The organism is Variovorax sp. V15 (assembly GCF_041154425.1).
Classification (GTDB): Bacteria; Pseudomonadota; Gammaproteobacteria; order Burkholderiales; family Burkholderiaceae_C; genus Variovorax; species Variovorax guangxiensis.
Window position 1 is genome coordinate 6,157,285 of the sequence record NZ_AP028659.1, and the last position, 16,597, is coordinate 6,173,881.

Annotated in this window: 16 protein-coding genes and 1 pseudogene; 11 read left to right on the top strand and 6 right to left on the bottom strand. The window is 68.2% G+C overall.

What is annotated here, in order from left to right; all coding sequences use genetic code 11:
• Positions 1-95 precede the first annotated feature (95 nt).
• A complete protein-coding gene (locus ACAM57_RS29170) occupies positions 96-1,367 on the top strand; it encodes an MFS transporter (protein ID WP_369659853.1) in 1,272 nt (423 codons plus the stop codon).
• Here ACAM57_RS29170 and ACAM57_RS29175 read toward each other — a convergent pair.
• From ACAM57_RS29175 to ACAM57_RS29185, 3 genes are all read right to left on the bottom strand, one after another.
• A complete protein-coding gene (locus tag ACAM57_RS29175; protein ID WP_126022213.1) occupies positions 1,357-1,794 on the bottom strand; it encodes an EamA family transporter in 438 nt (145 codons plus the stop codon). The two genes, ACAM57_RS29170 and ACAM57_RS29175, sit on opposite strands and share 11 nt — an antisense overlap.
• Positions 1,795-1,871: 77 nt before the next feature.
• Positions 1,872-2,633, bottom strand: coding sequence for a hypothetical protein (locus ACAM57_RS29180; protein ID WP_369659854.1), 762 nt, complete (start codon positions 2,631-2,633; stop codon positions 1,872-1,874).
• A 2-nt stretch (positions 2,634-2,635) separates the two neighbouring features.
• Entirely contained in the window at positions 2,636-2,854 is a 219-nt protein-coding gene (locus tag ACAM57_RS29185) for a hypothetical protein (protein ID WP_126183986.1), read from the bottom strand.
• Between the two features lie 468 nt (positions 2,855-3,322).
• On the opposite strand from ACAM57_RS29185, the gene ACAM57_RS29190 reads away from it, so the two are divergent.
• Positions 3,323-3,835 (top strand): fasciclin domain-containing protein, encoded by a 513-nt coding sequence (locus ACAM57_RS29190; protein ID WP_369662492.1) that lies wholly within the window; start codon positions 3,323-3,325, stop codon positions 3,833-3,835.
• A gap of 16 nt (positions 3,836-3,851) precedes the next feature.
• Here the strand turns inward: ACAM57_RS29190 and ACAM57_RS29195 are convergent, their stop codons facing one another.
• Positions 3,852-4,787 carry a LysR substrate-binding domain-containing protein gene (locus ACAM57_RS29195; RefSeq protein ID WP_369659855.1) on the bottom strand — a complete coding sequence of 312 codons (936 nt, stop codon included), beginning with the start codon at positions 4,785-4,787 and terminating at the stop codon, positions 3,852-3,854.
• A gap of 82 nt (positions 4,788-4,869) precedes the next feature.
• Between ACAM57_RS29195 and ACAM57_RS29200 the strand changes: the two genes are divergently transcribed.
• From ACAM57_RS29200 to ACAM57_RS29215, 4 genes are read left to right on the top strand one after another with little or no spacing between them, the layout of a single operon-like run.
• Positions 4,870-5,241 carry a DUF2917 domain-containing protein gene (locus ACAM57_RS29200; protein WP_369659856.1) on the top strand — a complete coding sequence of 124 codons (372 nt, stop codon included), beginning with the start codon at positions 4,870-4,872 and terminating at the stop codon, positions 5,239-5,241.
• 32 nt (positions 5,242-5,273) lie between these two features.
• Positions 5,274-6,089 (top strand): enoyl-CoA hydratase-related protein, encoded by an 816-nt coding sequence (locus ACAM57_RS29205; RefSeq protein WP_369659857.1) that lies wholly within the window; start codon positions 5,274-5,276, stop codon positions 6,087-6,089.
• Positions 6,090-6,146: 57 nt separating this feature from the next.
• The gene (locus ACAM57_RS29210; protein WP_369659858.1) at positions 6,147-7,403 is read left to right on the top strand and encodes a 6-phosphofructokinase; all 1,257 of its coding nucleotides are present in this window, start codon (positions 6,147-6,149) and stop codon (positions 7,401-7,403) included.
• The gene (locus ACAM57_RS29215) at positions 7,400-7,642 is read left to right on the top strand and encodes a cysteine-rich CWC family protein (protein WP_369659859.1); all 243 of its coding nucleotides are present in this window, start codon (positions 7,400-7,402) and stop codon (positions 7,640-7,642) included. The genes ACAM57_RS29210 and ACAM57_RS29215 overlap by 4 nt, the downstream gene beginning before the upstream one ends.
• Here ACAM57_RS29215 and ACAM57_RS29220 read toward each other — a convergent pair.
• Positions 7,633-8,925 carry a putative zinc-binding metallopeptidase gene (locus ACAM57_RS29220; RefSeq protein ID WP_369659860.1) on the bottom strand — a complete coding sequence of 431 codons (1,293 nt, stop codon included), beginning with the start codon at positions 8,923-8,925 and terminating at the stop codon, positions 7,633-7,635. The genes ACAM57_RS29215 and ACAM57_RS29220 overlap by 10 nt on opposite strands.
• A 134-nt stretch (positions 8,926-9,059) precedes the next feature.
• Between ACAM57_RS29220 and ACAM57_RS29225 the strand changes: the two genes are divergently transcribed.
• From ACAM57_RS29225 to ACAM57_RS29240, 4 genes are all read left to right on the top strand, one after another.
• Positions 9,060-10,547 carry a DHA2 family efflux MFS transporter permease subunit gene (locus ACAM57_RS29225; protein WP_369659861.1) on the top strand — a complete coding sequence of 496 codons (1,488 nt, stop codon included), beginning with the start codon at positions 9,060-9,062 and terminating at the stop codon, positions 10,545-10,547.
• A gap of 73 nt (positions 10,548-10,620) precedes the next feature.
• Positions 10,621-11,760 carry an ABC transporter substrate-binding protein gene (locus tag ACAM57_RS29230; RefSeq protein WP_126022221.1) on the top strand — a complete coding sequence of 380 codons (1,140 nt, stop codon included), beginning with the start codon at positions 10,621-10,623 and terminating at the stop codon, positions 11,758-11,760.
• Positions 11,761-11,813: 53 nt separating this feature from the next.
• Entirely contained in the window at positions 11,814-12,581 is a 768-nt protein-coding gene (locus ACAM57_RS29235) for a class II glutamine amidotransferase (RefSeq protein WP_126022222.1), read from the top strand.
• A 110-nt stretch (positions 12,582-12,691) separates the two neighbouring features.
• Complete coding sequence (locus tag ACAM57_RS29240; RefSeq protein ID WP_369659862.1) at positions 12,692-14,908, top strand: TonB-dependent receptor; 2,217 nt, start codon at positions 12,692-12,694, stop codon at positions 14,906-14,908.
• 18 nt (positions 14,909-14,926) lie between these two features.
• On the opposite strand, the pseudogene gshB reads toward ACAM57_RS29240, so the two are convergent.
• Positions 14,927-15,884: pseudogene (gene gshB / locus ACAM57_RS29245) on the bottom strand (glutathione synthase).
• 275 nt (positions 15,885-16,159) lie between these two features.
• On the opposite strand from gshB, the gene ACAM57_RS29250 reads away from it, so the two are divergent.
• A complete protein-coding gene (locus ACAM57_RS29250; protein WP_176665962.1) occupies positions 16,160-16,588 on the top strand; it encodes a nuclear transport factor 2 family protein in 429 nt (142 codons plus the stop codon).
• The last annotated feature ends 9 nt before the right edge of the window (positions 16,589-16,597 follow it).

Here is a 16,597-nt window from a genome sequence, read left to right on the forward strand (position 1 = left end):
CGCAACGAACGGCGCCCGAGGGCGCCGTTCTGCATGATGGGCGGCCTGCCGTTAGCATCGACGGGGTCCCCTTCGCCTCCCGCTCCTCCTCCCCGATGAACACGAACGCGGCATCGCCGCCTCCGCCGCGCTGGACTTCTTCCGCGGCCGCCATGCTCGTGGCCCTGGCCACCGCCTTCGCCCTGAGCCAGGCTTTCCGCACCGTCGGCGCCATGATGGCCACGCCGCTCGGCAACCACTTCGGGCTCACGCCGCAGCAGCTGGGCACCTGGGCGGGCACCTTCCATTTCATGTTCGGGATCATGCAGCTCGCGATGGGCGTGTCGATCGACATCTTCGGCGTGCGGCGCACGGTGCTGGCGGCCTTTCCGCTGGCGATCGCGGGTGCGGTGCTGTGCGCGATGGCGCCGGACTTCCACGCGCTGCTGCTGGGGCAGGCGCTGATCGGCGTGGGCTGCGCGCCGGCCTTCCTGGCCTGCACGGTGTTCATCGCGCGGCACTTCGATGCCTCGCGCTTCACCGCGATGTCGGGGCTGGTGATGAGCCTGGCCGGCATGGGCATCCTGTTCACGGGCACGCCGCTGGCGCTGCTGATCGAGGCTTCGTCGTGGCGCGTGGGCTATGCGGTGCTGGGGTCGTTCGCTGTGCTGTCGTGGCTGATCATCTTCTGGCGCGTGCGCGAGCCTGCACGTGCCGCCGATATCGCGCTGCCGGAACGGGCGGAGCGACAGTCGCTGCGCAAGGCCGTGCGCGAACTGCTGCCGCTGTTCGCGATGCCGCACACGCTGGGCCTGCTGTGCTTCGCATGCGTGTCGTATGCCGCCTTCATCACGCTGCGCGGCCTGTGGCTAGGCCCGGTGCTGCACGAGCGGCACGGCCTCTCGCTGGTGGCCAGCGGCAACGTCGCGCTGGTGATGACCGTCGCCGGCATGATCAGCCCGACGCTCTTCGGCCGCATGGACCCGGGCGGCGCGCGGCGCACGCGCTGGATGATGGGCTGCGCGCTCGCGGGCTCGCTGATGTTCGGCGCGATGGCACTGACGCATTCGCGCACGATCGACATCGGCCTGCCGATCGTCTACGGCCTTCTCTCGGGCTACAGCGTGCTGCAGTACGCCTACACCAAGAACGCCTACCCGGCAGCCATGACGGGGCGCGCGATGGCGCTGATGAACATGGCGATGTTCCTCGGCGTCTCGCTGATGCAGTGGACCACCGGCGTGGCCGCGTCGTGGGCCGTGGCGAACGGCGTCGAGCCGTTCCGCGCGGTGTTCTTCACGGTGGCGGGCATGCTGGCTGCGGGCAACCTGGCATTCCTCCTTCTGCCGCGCGCGGCAGCACGGCCGGCAGCGCAGTTCAGCGCTTGATCGCGAGCATCAGCACGCCGCCCGCGATCATCGCCACGCCCGCCCATTCGCGGCCGGAGGGTCGCTCGCCGAGGAATATCACGGCGAAGAGCACGACCAGCACAACGCTGAGCTTGTCGACCGGCGCGACGCGCGAGGCATCGCCCACCTTGAGCGCGCGGAAGTAGCAGACCCACGACGCGCCGGTCGCAAGCCCCGAGAGCACGAGAAAGAGCCAGGTGCGCGGCGAGAGCTGCAGCGGGTTCGTCCACTTGCCGGTGGCGTTCACGAAGACCAGCAGCACCGCGAAGATGACCACGGTGCGCACCAGCGTCGCCATGTCCGAATCGACACCGGCCAGGCCCAGCTTGGCGAGGATGGCCGTCAGCGCGGCGAAGACGGCCGAGAGGGCGGCCCAGAGGAACCAGTTGGAGGCGGTGAGATTCATCGTGCTTTCTTTCATCGCGGGTGGCGCGGCGCCTGCATCATGCGCGATGCGACTTTGCCTCTACCTGACGAACGGCTTCAGACGTCTTCGCCCAGGCGCGCGCGGATCTCCTTGCGGCTGAGCTGGCGCTTGGTTGCGGCATAGACGTCGTCGCGCCCGTACATGGCCCGGTTGCTCGACACGCCGAACTCCGGCCGGCCCCACGCACACGTGGTCCTGACGAAGCAGCGCCGCAGCACGTCGAAACGCTTGTCCCAGACACCCGGGGCCTTCATGGGCGGCGTGGCTGCCAAGGTGATCTCGAACCAGTCGCCGTTCACGCGGTGCCATTGCGTGAGTTCGTCGATCACGACGAACGACAGCTCTGCCTTCGTGCCGCCGCGCTCACGCCGTCGAGCCTGTGAAAACCGGCGGTTGGGCAGAAGGATGCCGGTGGCGGGGTGCACGAAAAGCTTTACCCGCGAAGCCTCCTCCAGCGGCACGCGCTCACCGCGGCCCCACCATCCTGCACGCACCAGCACCTGCCCGTCGTGCATCACCGCATCGCGTTCGACGAAGTCGTCGATGTGCTCGAAGATATGCGCCTGCACGACGCTGCGTCGATCGATGGTGCTGCAAAGCTCCGAATACACCTTGTCCCAAGGCCGGTGCACCTGCTTGTGCAGCCAGCGCTTGAGCGGCGCGAGGTTCTCGTTGAGCCCCTTGGGGTATTCGTAGCCCTGCTTCATGCCCAGTCGCGAGCCGCGCTCCTTGCTGTTGCGCCACTTGCGTCCATCGCCCTGCACGCCGCCACCGCGGCGCGGCCGTTCGACGATGACCTTGTCCATGTCTTCACGCATGGTCAGTCCTCCTGCACGATGTTGCGCGCTGCCTTTTGCAGCGCCACCTTCTGCGCGCGCCGCTCGGCGCTGTGGGTGCGCAGGTGGCGGCCCGCCTTCTGGCTTGCTTCGCGGCGCGCCAGCGCTGCCACCACGGGGTTGCGGGGTGCCGCGTTCGGCACCGAGAAATAGAACCGGCCCAGACGCTTGTCGTCGTCGCGGGCCCTTCGTTGAGCACTCATGTGCACACACTCCGAAAAACAAAAAGGCCCCGGCGAATGGCTGCGCGGGGCCTTTGTCGATGGGCCTCGGCGGATGCGTGGATGCACGTCCGGCCGGGGCGGTCGGTGTGCGGGTCAGGTGTTCAGGTAACGGTTCATTGGATGGGTGTGTCGCCAGGGAGGTCGATCGTCGCCGGGCGCGCGGGGAGCAAAAACTGTTGCTGAAAAACGAAGCGCGGATTCTGTAGCTCGCGCGTTCGATGCGCAAGCGTCGCGCATCGCCTGTGTGGCGCAAAGCCTACGTGGAGGGCCGATGAATCCAATCGCGCGCAGGCGGCGTATCAGGTTCAAGCGCATTGCGCCTCCGATCTGCTGGCGGTTTCCACAGAGAGCCTCGAGAACCATCCATCATCTTTCCAGGAGACTTCAATGAAGAAACTCGTGATCGCAGCCAGCGTCTCTGTCCTCCTCGCAGCCTGCGCGGGCGGCATGGGCATGAGCGGCAACGGCAGCGGGGCATCGAACCCGATGGTCGGCGGCGCGCCGATGTACCCGACGAAGGACATCGTCGACAACGCGGTGAACTCGAAGGACCACACCACGCTTGTCGCCGCCGTGAAGGCCGCGGACCTCGTCGGCACGCTGAAGAGCCCCGGCCCGTTCACCGTGTTCGCGCCGACCAACGCCGCCTTCGCGGCACTGCCCGCCGGCACCGTCGACACGCTGCTCAAGCCCGAGAACAAGCCCACGCTGACCAAGGTGCTGACCTATCACGTGGTGCCCGGCAAGCTCGATAGCGCGGCGCTCATGAGCGCGATCAACGCAGGCGGCGGCAAGGCCACGCTGAAGACCGCAAGCGGCGGCACGCTCACCGCGACGATGAGCGGCGGCAACGTGACGGTGACCGACGCCAAGGGCGGCACGGCGACGGTGACGATCGCCAACGTCTACCAGTCCAACGGCGTGATCCATGTCGTGAACAAGGTGCTGCTGCCAGGTTGATCGACATCGCTGTGCGTCAACTGCGCTGCGCGGCCTCGGCCTCGTCGCGCAGCCACTGCGCGAACTCCTGCGCGTCGCGGTTGCCTGCGGCACGCCTGGACATCTCGATGAAGTAGCCGCGGTGCGAGGCAACGCCCTCGCCCAGCGGCGCCACGAGCCGGCCGTCGCGCACCAGATCGCTCAGCAGCGGCAGCCGGCCGATCACCACGCCCTGCCCCGCCACAGCGGCCGAGACCGCATCGGCGTACTGCGTGAAGCGCAGCGTGCTCTTCATGCGCAGGTCTTCCAGCCCCATGACCTTGAGCCAGGGTTCCCAATCGGCAGTGGGCGCCTCGCTGTGGTCGGGGTACTCGACGGTGAGCAGCGTGAGCTTGGAGAAATCGGAAAGCTCGCGCAGCGACGCAGCCACCTGCGGCGAGCACAGCGGGATCACCGACTCCTCGAACAGCGCCGGCCCCACGCCACGCCCGACGGGCACGAAGCGCACCGCCAGGTCGATGCGGCTGCTTTCCAGGTCGAGCACGTCGAGCGTGGCCGACACGCGCACGTCGACCTGCGGATGGCTGCCCGTGAAGCGCGCCAGCTTCGGAATGAGCCAGATCGACGCGAAGCCCGGCGTGGTGGTGATCGCCACCTGCCGGGGCGCGGAACTCGCGCGCACCCGCGCCGTGGCGTCGCGCAGGCGCTCGAGGCTGTCGGTAACGGCGCGCTGCAGCACGCCGCCGGCCTCGGTGAGCGACAGCGCGCGGTGGCGCCGCTCGAACAGCAGCACGCCCAGGCTGGCTTCCAGCTGCTGGATCTGCCGGCTCACGGCCGACTGCGTGAGGTGCAGCTCCGAGGCCGCCAGCGTGAAGCTCAGCCGGCGCGCAGCCGCCTCGAAGCTGCGCAGCAGTTCGAGCGGGGGAAGCTCGACGCCGGTGGCATTGGCGGCTTTCGCATTCTCTGTACGCATGCAACGAGTTCCGAATGACCGTGTGTAAGAAGGGCTCCGGTTCACTATATTCATTCGCATAGTGAATGCAATGGAGCTTGCCATGAGCACCTCTTCTTCCTCTTCGATCACCTCCTCTTCTTCTCCCGCCGTGACCTTCTCGTCCAGCACTTCCCGCTTCCACGTGAGCCTGCCGAAGCGCTCGGTCTTCGCCGTGCCCGACGGCGCGGGAGTGGGCATCGAATGCCGCAGCGGCTCGGTGTGGGTCACGATCGACAGCGACACGCGCGACATCGTGCTGGAGCCCGGCGAACGCTTCGAGAGCACCGACCACCGGCGCGTGCTGGTGTCGGCGCTGGAGTCGTCGTGCATTACCGTGTCCGACGCGCAGCCGGCCGCGATGCCGCTGCGTTCGCGGGATGCCAGCGCATGGTCGCAATGGCGACTTCGCTCCCACGGGTTGTCCCCGGCTTGACCGGTCTCCATGCGCATCGAACCATCGATGCCATGAGTTCCGACACCGCTGCACAACCCCTTATCCTCCAGGAGCAGGCCGACGGCATTGCGACGCTGACGCTGAACCTGCCCGCCAAGTTGAACCCCATCGCGCGCGACCTGCAGATCGAGCTGCGCGACGCACTGGAGCGCATCCGCGACGACCGCTCGGTGCGCGCCGTGATCCTCACCGGCGCCGGCAAGGCCTTCTGCGTGGGCGCCGACCTGAGCGCGATGGCGCCGCCCGAAGAGGGCAAGTCGCTCGGCACGCAGACCGCCGAGTGGATGCAGAGCCTGAGCAACCCGCTGATCGAGACGCTGCGCACGCTGCCGGTGCCGGTGGTCGCGGCGGTGAACGGCCCGGCCGCCGGTGCGGGCGTGGGCCTGGCGCTCGCGGCCGACGTGACCATCGCGGCACGCAGCGCCTACTTCTACCTGCCCTTCCTGCCGAAGCTGGGCATCGTGCCGGACCTGGGCTGCACCTGGGCCATCCCGCGCCGCGCGGGCCGTGCGCGCGCCATGGGCATGGCACTGCTCGACGAGCGCGTGGGCGCGGGACGTGCGGTGCAGTGGGGCCTGATCTGGGCCTGCGTGGACGACGAGCAACTGCTCGAAGAGGCCAAGGGCATCGCCCAACGCCTGGCCCGCCTGCCCGCGCACGCGGTGCTGGAAGCGCGAGAAGCCTTCGAAGCCTCCGAGCACCACACGCTGAAGGAACAGTTGCACTACGAGAGCGAGCGCCAGCGCGAGCTAATCGACAAGCCCAGCTTCCGCGAGGGCGTGAGCGCCTTCCTGCAGAAGCGCGCGCCGGTGTTCGAGAGCCGCTGACATCCGGACACCGGCGTCCACTGGCGCCGCCCGGGGGGCTGCACGACAATGCCGCGCATGTCCATCCCCAACGCCTTCTACGCCCAGTCGGGCGGCGTCACATCGGTCATCAACGCCTCGGCCTGCGGCGTGATCGAGACGGCGCGCCGCTACACCGACCGCATCGGCAAGCTGTACGCCGGGCGCAACGGCATCATCGGCGCGCTGGCCGAAGAGCTGATCGACACCGGCGCCGAATCGGCCGAAGCCATCGCGGCGCTGCGCACCACGCCTTCCGGCGCCTTCGGCTCGTGCCGCTACAAGCTCAAGTCGCTGGAGAAGAATCGGCGCGAGTACGAGCGGCTGATCGAGGTGTTCAAGGCGCACGGCATCGGCTATTTCTTCTACAACGGCGGCGGCGATTCGGCCGACACCTGCTTCAAGGTGAGCCAGCTCTCGCAGTCGATGGGCTATGCGCTGCAGGCCATCCACGTGCCCAAGACCATCGACAACGACCTGCCGCTGACCGACTGCTGCCCCGGCTTCGGCTCGGTCGCGAAGTACGTGGCGGTGTCGACCATCGAGGCTTCGTTCGACGTGCGCTCGATGGCCGCCACCTCAACCAAGGTGTTCGTGCTCGAGGTGATGGGCCGGCATGCGGGGTGGATCGCGGCGGCCGGCGGGCTCGCGGCGGACCAGGGCATTCCGGTGGTGGTGCTGTTCCCCGAGATCGAGTTCGACAAGGCACGCTTCCTCGCGCGCGTGGACGAGCTGGTGAAGCAGCACGGCTACTGCTCGGTGGTGGTATCCGAAGGCTGCCACCACCGCGATGGCACCTTCCTCGCCGAGCAGGGCACGCGCGACGCCTTCGGCCATGCGCAGCTCGGCGGCGCGGCGCCGGTGGTGGCGCAGATGGTCAAGGACGCGCTGGGCCACAAGTTCCACTGGGCCGTGGCCGACTACCTTCAGCGCGCGGCGCGGCACATCGCATCGGCCACGGACGTGCGCCAGGCCTACGAACTGGGGCAGCGTGCGGTCGAGCTCGCGCTGGAAGGCCGCAACGCGGTGATGCCGACCATCGAACGCATCTCCGACGCGCCCTACGCCTACCGCCTGGGCAGCGCGCCGCTCGAATCGGTCGCCAACGTCGAGAAGCCGATGCCGCGCGACTTCATCTCCGACGACGGCTACGGCATCACCGAGAAGTGCCGCCGCTACCTGCTGCCGCTGATCGAGGGCGAGGACTACCCCGCCTACAGCGGCGGGCTGCCGGTGTACGCGACGCTGCGCAACGACGTCGTCGCGAAGAAGCTGCCGGCCTTCGAGATTTCATGATGTCCACCACTGCAGAGGCTCCGGCCGGCCTGATCGACGCCACGCGCTGCCCGCTGTGCGGCGAGGCGAACCGCTGCGCGATGGAGATGGAGCGCGAGACGGGCCAGGCGCAGCCGCCCTGCTGGTGCATGCAGGTCGACTTCAGCAAGGCGCCGCTCACCAACCTGCCGGAAGAAATGCGCGGGCTCGCGTGCATCTGCATGCGCTGCGCGATGGGCAACCCCTCGCCTCAGGACTGAGCGGGGCTCTCCTGGGCCGGCTCGATGTCGCCGGCCACCACCATCGAGGGCGCATTGCCCGGCCGCTGCTGCGTGACCACGCGGTGGATGAACTGCAGCTTGCCCACCGCCACGCGCGGCAGCACGAAGGGGTAGTAGTCGGGCTGGCCCATGCTGCGCGACAGCTCGTTGAGCACGTTGGTGAGCAGCACCCAGCCGTTGATGAAGTCGAGGAACCTGCCGGCGTCGGGGTCGTCGGGCTGCCACAGGTCGGCAGGCGTGAAGAGGTCGCTCGCGAGCTCGACGTTGGTCGCGTCGACGCCGAAGCTCATCGCGGTGTCGGCGGTGTCGGCCATGTGCAGGTAGTGGGCCCAGGTCTCGGCCCAGTCCTCCCATGGGTGGGTGCTGGCGTAGCTGCTCACGAAGCGGTCGGCCCAGTCGGGCGGCGGGCCCTGCTCGTAGTGCGTCTGCAGCGCGGCGGCGTAGTCGGCGCGCTCGTCGCCGAAGAGGGCGCGGAAGTCGTCGATCCACTGCGTGGGCTGTACCAGCAGGTCCCAGTAGTAGTGGCCGATCTCGTGGCGGAAGTGGCCCAGCAGGGTGCGGTAGGGCTCGCGCATCTCGGCGCGGATGCGCTCGCGCACGGCGTCCTCGGCCTCCTCGGCGTTGAGGGTGATCACGCCGTGCTGGTGGCCGGTCATCACGTGCGGGCCGCCCGGCGTGTTGCTGAGGAAGTCGAAGGCCAGCCCGTGCTCGGGATCGGCGTGGCGGCTCACCACCGGCAGGCCCAGCGCGAGCAGTTGCGAGAGCAGCCGGCGCTTGGCGGTCTCGAGCTTGCGCCAGAGTTCGCCGTTGCCTTCCACCGAGAGATCGGGAATGGTGCGCGTGACGCTGCAGGCCAGGCAGTAGCCGGGCGCGAGGCCATGCGTGTCGGGCGGCTGCTGCTCGCCTTCACGCGCGGCGGGCACCATCCAGTTGCAGCCGGCCGGCGTCATGAAGTTCACGCAGCGGCTGTAGGTCTTGCCGTGCGGATCGCCGAACACAGTGAAGGTGCCAGGCTGCACGCCCGCGCCTTCCGCGGGCGCGAGCGGCATCACGCCGAGCCGCTCGATCACGTAGCCCAGCGGCGTGTGGCATGCCAGGCATTCGCTGTTGCGCAGGAACACGGGGCGCTCGCACTGGCAGCGGTAGGCGCGGCTGACGGTGGGCGCGGCCAACTCAGCGGCGAGGGTGGGCGCGCCTTCCCCTTGCGCTTCGCCGGAGGCAACCGGCTGGGCGTTGGCTTGATCGTCGGATGGAGCATTCATGCGGCAGTTGTCTTGATTGATCTTCCTGACGCGGAAGGGACAGCGGGTGCATTTTGCGGTCGCCCCTTTCATTTGCCGCCGCGCAAAGCCCGATATGCTTGTAGGACGACGGACCCGAGACATTCCGCCGCCCCATGACCTCCCCACCGCCCCAAGAAGCCGCGAGCACGCCGGCCCCGCCCTCCATCGGCACGATGCGCCAGCGCTACGGCGAACGCTACCGGTGGTACCTGCTGCTGTCGGTGATGGTGGGGACGATGGCGTCGATCATGTCCTCGACCATCGTCAACGTGGCCATCCCCGGCATGAGCCACCACTTCTCGCTCGGACAGGAGCGCGCGCAATGGGTGAGCTCGGGCTTCATGGTGGCGATGACAGTGTCGATGCTCACCACGCCGTGGCTGCTGTCGCGCTACGGCTACCGCCGCACCTACGTGGGCACGATGCTCCTGCTGCTGATCGGCGGCATCGTGGGCGGTGTGGCCAACGACTTCTCGCTGGTGCTGTTCGCGCGCGTGGCCGAGGGGCTGGCCGCGGGCGTGGTTCAGCCCATTCCGGCCATCATCATCCTGCGCGCCTTCGAGCCGCACGAGCAGGGGCGCGCCAGCGGCATCTTCGGCATGGGCGTGGTGCTGGCGCCGGCCATCGGGCCGAGCATCGGCGGCGTGCTGGTCGACCTGTTCGGCTGGCGTTCGATCTTCTTCATGGTGGTGCCGTTCTGCCTCGCCTCGCTCTGGCTGGCCTACAAGTTCGTGCCCAAGACCGCGCCCGGCGGCGTGGCGGCCGCGCGCGGCGACGGGCTGGACGCACGCGGACTGGCGCTGGGCACGGTCGGCACGCTGTGCCTGCTCAACGGCCTGGTGGCGCTGCGCGGCGATTCGCCGCTGCAGGCGGCGCTGCTGCTGGCGGGCGCGCTGCTCTCGTTCGGCGTCTTCGTATGGTGGCAGCGGCGGCTCGCGGCCTCGGGCGGCACGCCGCTGATGAACCTCGCGCTCTTCCGCTACCGGCAGTTCGCGATGGGCAGCGTGGTCGCATTCATCTACGGCACGGCGCTCTTCGGCTCGACCTACCTGCTGCCGGTGTACATGCAGGTGGGGCTGCATCTCTCCGCTTCCCACGTGGGCACCATCCTGCTGCCGGCGGGCATCGTGCTGGCGCTCACCATCGCGGGCGTGGGCCGGCTGGCCGACAAGCATCCGACCTGGGTGCTGGTGACCATCGGCCTCGCGCTGCTGGCGGCCTCGTTCGCGCTGATGATGGTGCTGCGGCTGGACAGCGCGCTGTGGCTGCTGGTGGCCTTCGCGATCATCGGGCGTATCGGGCTGGGCTTCATCCTGCCCTCGCTCAACCTGGGCTCGATGCGTCCGCTGGCCAAGCCGCTGATCCCGCAGGGCGCGAGCGCCATCAACTTCGTGCGCATGCTCGGCGGCGCGGCCGGCGTGAGCCTGTGCGCGATCGTGCTGGAGTGGCGGCTCGCGGCGCACGGCGATTCGCTGGCCAACCCGATGACCAGCCCGGCGCGGCTCGCGGCGTTCGACGAGGTGTTCGCGATGCTCGCCGGCCTCTGCGCGCTGGCCATTTGCGCGGCGTGGCAGTTGCGCCGCCCGCCACAGTCAGGGTAAGCACCAAGTAATACGAAAGGACCCATCGTCTCTAATTGTGAGAATTTGTTAAGTCAGTTGGGATGGGTCTTACATGCAACGCAGAAGTTTTATCGCATCGACGGCCGTGGCCGCCGCCGGGCTCGCTCGGCTCTCCTGCGCGCAAGCCGCCGAAACGGGGGTGAGCGACAGCGAAGTCGTGCTCGGCAGTTCGGCTGTCCTGAGCGGTCCGCTCGGATCGCAGATCAAGGTCGTGCACAACGGTGCCGCGCTGGCGTTCGATGCCGTCAACGAACAGGGCGGCGTGAACGGGCGCAAGATCAAGATGGTGGCGCTGGACGACGAGCTGAAGCCCGAGAAGGCGCTGGAGAACTACACCAAGCTGCTGAACGACCATCGCGTGTTCGCCTTCTTCGGCTGCGTGGGCTCGGGCACCACGGCCGCCGCGGCGAAGCTGCTGCAGCAGAGCGGCGCGCCCAGCGTGGGCGGCTACGGGGTGGGCGACAGCGCGCGCGAACGCGTCGCGGGCTCGGCCTACTTCGTGCGCGCCAGCAACGCCCGTGAAGCGCAGGCCCTGGTCGAGCACCTGGCGACCATCGGCGTGAACAAGATCGCGATCGTCCACCTCGACAACCCCGGCGGCGCCGAGGCGGTCAAGCTGATCGAGGCGGCCATGGTCCCGCACAAGCTGGTGCCGACTGCCAAGGTGGTCGCCAAGGGCGACGGCTCCGACGCCGCCGCCGCCGGCAAGGCGCTGGCCGACAGCCAATCGCAGGCCATCCTGATGTACCTGGCCGGCACCGTGGCCGGCGAGGTGATCAAGGCCACCTACGCCGCCGGCAGCAAGCCGATGTTCTACGGCATGTCGATCGTGCCGGGCGAAGTCACGGCCAAGGTGGTGGCCCTGCAGGCAGGCGGCCTCGCGATCTCGCAAGTCATGCCCTATCCCTGGGGCGAAGTGGAGACCGTGACGCGCGACTATCGCCGGCTGGCGGAGCGGGCACAGGTGCCGGTGGGTTACGGCAGCTTCGAGGGCTACCTGAACGGGCTGGTGATGATCGAGGCGCTCAAGCGCACCGGCCGCGACCTGACGCGCGCGCGCCTGCATGCGACGCTGCGCGCGCTCAAGTTCCGCCTGGCCGGCATGGACATCGATTTCTCGACCGGCAACACCACCGGCTCGCGCTTCATCGAAATGGTGCGCGTCACGCCCGAGGGCCGCTTCGTGCGCTGAGCGGCGAGCGGATCCGCCGCACGGCCGGCCGGCACTCGCGCTCTAATAGCGCCATGTGCCAATTGCTAGGAATGAACTGCAACACGCCGACCGACGTGACCTTCAGCTTCACGGGGTTCGCGCAGCGCGGCGGCCGCACCGACCACCATGCCGACGGCTGGGGCATCGCATTCTTCGAGGATCGCGGGCTGCGGCACTTCGTCGACCACCAGCCGGCCTGCGAATCGCCGGTGGCAGATTTGATCCGGCGCTACCCCATACAGAGCCGCAACGTCATCGCGCACATCCGCAAGGCGACGCAGGGCGAGGTCAACCTGCAGAACTGCCACCCCTTCGTGCGCGAGCTGTGGGGGCGCTACTGGGTGTTCGCCCACAACGGCGACCTGAAGGAGTTCCGCCCGCGCCTGCACGGCAACTTCCACCCGGTGGGCAACACCGACAGCGAGCACGCCTTCTGCTGGATCATGCAGGAACTGGCCAAGTCGCACGCGGGCGTGCCGAGCATCGAGGAGCTCACGCTCACGCTGCGCGAGCTGGCCCCGCAGCTGGCGAGCCACGGCACCTTCAACTTCATGCTGTCCAACGGGCAGGCGCTGTGGGCACACGCCTCGACCAACCTCTGGTACGTGGAGCGCCGCCATCCCTTCGTGACGGCGCAGCTGTCGGATGAAGACCTGGAGATCGACTTCGCACAGCACACCACGCCCAACGACCGCGTGGCCGTGGTCGTGACCTCGCCGCTGACCACCAACGAGACATGGACACAGTTCGCGCCGGGCGAGCTGCAGGTGTTCGTGGACGGGCAGCGCGTCGGAAACTGAGGCGAGTCAGTCTTTCGACTGACACTTTTTCGCAACATTGCAAGAAAGTATCGACGGGTGGGCGCATACGAGTAAACAATAACGGTTCTCATTTGCAAATTGAACCGTTCATGCCCGCTTCCTTCTTCCATCTCCGGCCGACCGTGGTCGCAACGCTGCTTGCGCTGAATGCCGCGGTAGCTCTGGCCCAGACCACCGCAACGCAGCCGGCGGCTGCGGTGGTTTCGAGCGGCGGCACGCTGTCCACCGTGACCGTCGAAGCCAGCGCCGACGCCTCGGCCGAGGGACTGACCAAGCCCTACGCCGGCGGACAGGTGTCGCGCGGCGGGCGGGTCGGCATCCTGGGCAACCAGGACATGATGAGCACGCCGTTTTCCAGCACCAACTACACCAACGAGCTGATCCAGGACCAGCAGGCCAAGAGCGTGGCCGACGTGCTGCTCAACGATCCGTCGGTGCGCCAGGCTCGCGGCTTCGGCAACTTCCAGGAGCTGTACGTGGTGCGCGGCTTCCCCGTGTACTCCGACGACGTCGCCTACAACGGCCTGTACGGCATGCTGCCGCGCCAGTACATCGCTTCGGAATTCTTCGAGCGCGTGGAAGTCTTCCGCGGCGCCAACACCTTCCTGAACGGCGCAGCGCCCGGCGGCAGCGGCATCGGCGGTGCGATCAACCTGCTGCCCAAGCGCGCGCCCAACGAGCCGCTCACCCGCGTCGGCTTCGGCGTGCAGACAGGCGGACAGGGCTACGTCAACCTCGACCTGGCACGCCGCTTCGGCCCCGACGACAGCCTGGGCGTGCGCGTGAACGCGGTGCGCCGCGAAGGCGGTACCGGCGTGAAGAACGAGAGCCAGCAGCTCAGCGCCTTCAACGTCGGCCTCGACTGGCACAACCGCAACGTGCGTCTGTCGGCCGACTTCGGCTATCAAGACTACGACCTGAAAGACGGACGCCCGAGCCTGACGCCCTCGTCGACGCTGCCGATCCCGCGCGCGCCCGACGCCCGCACCAACTTCGCCCAGCCCTGGACCTATTCGAAGGAAAAGGACAAGTTCGCCACCTTCCGCGGCGAGGTCGACATCACCGACAACATCACGGCCTGGGCCGCCGGCGGGGTGCGCCGCAGCGACGAGGACAACGTGCTGTCGAACCCCACGCTCGCCGACGCCTTCGGCAACACCAGCAACACCCGCTTCAGCAACACCCGCAAGGACCGCATCGGCACCGCCGAGATCGGCGTGCGCGGCAACTTCGCGACCGGCCTGGTGAAGCACACCGTGGTGGTGTCGGCGGCCAAGTACAGCAACGACCGCGACAACGCCTACACGATCTCCCGCGGCACCATCCGCAACAACATCTACGCACCCTACGCGTCGCCCTACCCCGTCGCCAATTCCTTCACCGGCAACACGCTGGAAGACCCGCGCCTGACCGACAAGATAGACACCTCGAGCGTGGCCATTGCCGACACCATGCCGTTCATGGACGACCGCCTGCTCGTCACGCTCGGCGCGCGCCGCCAGACCATCGAGCAGACCAGCTACGCCTACACCACGCTCAAGCAGTCGAGCACCTACGACAAGAGCAAGACCACGCCGGTAGCCGGCGTCGTGTTCAAGATCACGCCGACCGTCTCGGCCTACGCCAACTACATCGAAGGCCTCGTCAAGGGCAACGTGGCACCGGGTACGGTCAACGGCCTGCCCGTCGCCAATGCTGGCGAGATATTCGCGCCGTACCAGGCCAGGCAGAAGGAAATCGGCGTCAAGTACGACGGCGGCACGCTCGGTGCGAGCGCCGCGTTCTTCACCACCGACCAGCCCACGTACTACTCCTCGGGCCAGACCTACGGCCTCTACGGCAAGCAGCGCAACCAAGGGCTGGAGCTGTCGGTGTTCGGCCAGCCCGCCAAGGGCCTGCGCCTGCTCGGCGGCCTGACGCTGCTCGACGCCAAGCAGAAGAACACGCAAGGCGGCGCCACCGACGGCCTCACCGCCATCGGCGTGGCGAAGCAGCAGGCCAACATCGGCGCCGAATGGGACGTGCCCGGCGTGCGCAACCTGTCGCTGAACGCCCGCTTGCTCTACACCTCGAAGCAGTACGCCAATGCCGCCAACACGCAGTCGGTGCCGTCGTGGACGCGCTTCGACGTAGGCGCGCGCTACCTGGTCGACCTCGGCAACGGCCGCCTGCTCACGCTGCGCGCGCGCATCGACAACCTCTTCAACAAGTCGTACTGGGCCTCGGTGGGCGGCACGCAGGGCAGCAACTACCTGGTGCTGGGTGCGCCGCGCACCTTCGCGGTGAGCGGCACGATCGACTTCTGATTGACCGCCGCGGCGCGCTCAGCGGCCCTGCTCGCGCAGGTTCGCCTCGAGCGCGTCGATGAACATCGCCGGCACGTCGAAGCCGGTCTGCTCGGTGATCTCCTGGAAGCAGGTCGGGCTGGTCACGTTGATCTCGGTGACCGAGTCGCCGATCACGTCGAGCCCGATCAGCAGCAGCCCGCGCGGCGCCAGCGCGCGGCCCACGGTCTCGGCGATCTCGCGGTTGCGCGGCGTGAGCGGCTGGGCCACGCCCTTGCCGCCCGCTGCCAGGTTGCCGCGCACCTCGGTGCCCTGGGGGATGCGCGCCAGCACGAAGGGCGCCGGCTCGCCCGCGATGATGAGGATGCGCTTGTCGCCCTGCGAGATCTCGGGCACGAAGCGCTGCACCATGATGGTTTCGGCGCCGTCCTTGTTGAGCGTCTCGACGATGGAGCCGAGGTTCAGCGCGTCCTGCTTCACGCGAAAGATGCCCATGCCGCCCATGCCGTCGAGCGGCTTGAGGATGATGTCGCCGTGCTCGGCGTGGAAGTCGCGCACCGCCTGCGCACTGCGCGTCACCAGCGTGGGCGTGGTGAACTGCGGAAACTCCATGATCGCGAGCTTCTCGGGGTGGTCGCGCAGCGCGCGCGGCTTGTTGATCACCTGAGCGCCCTCGCGTTCGGCCTGCTCCAGCAGGTGCGTGGCGTAGATGTACTCGGCGTCGGGGCGGGTCCTTGCGCATGAGCACGGCGTCGAAATCCTTCAGCGCCTTGGCCTCGGAGATGTCGACGCGGTACCAGTCCCTCGCCTCGCCGGTCAGCGTGATCTGCTGCACCGTGGCCGTGACCACGCCGCCCGACTTCCACTGGATGTCCTGCGGCAGGCAGGCCGCGATGCGGTAGCCGCGGCGCTGCGCCTCGCGCATCATCGAGAAGGTCGTGTCCTTGTAGATCTTGAAGTGGTCGAGCGGATCGGCGACGAAGAGGATGTTTTTCATCAGGCGTTCTTTCTTGCGTTGCCGGGGCGCGGCGGCCATTGGCGTTGGCATTGCGTTGGTACGGGGCGCGATGTTGCCGGAAGCGGCGATGTCCTTGCCGGCGGGGGCTTTTTTCTCTTCGGCCCACCGCGTCCGGCCTTGTCGCGCAGCGCGCATCCGGGCGATTGTGCCGGGCGCCCAATGGCTCAGGATGGTCAACAATCTGACTCCCATAAAGTCAACCATCCGGCACGGGAATTGCGTGTCTCCACCTCCGACAACTCCCGGAGAACCTCGTGGACACATCCATTTCGCAGGGCGGCCCTGCGCTCGATCCCGCCGCCGTGGTCGACGAATTCCTTCGCCTGGTGATGATTCCGGACCCGCAGTCGGCCTCGCGCTTCACCGCGCCCGACATCCGCATCCGCTTCACCGGCAACCGCCCGATGCATGCGCCGGCCGACACCTCGGCCTTCAACGCCCGGCGCTACGCCTGGGTCAAGAAGAAGATCGAGCGCACCGAAACGGTGGCCGGCGGCACGCCCGAGGAAACGGTGGTCTACAGCCTCGGCACGCTTTACGGTGCGTGGCCCGACGGCACGGCCTTCGAAGGCAACCGGTACGTCGACCGCTACGTGGTGCGCCACGGCCTGATCGTGCAGATGGACGTCTGGAACGACAGCGCCGAATGGCTGCTGGTGCGCGCCGGGCTCGCCGTGCTGTGAGGCCGGCGG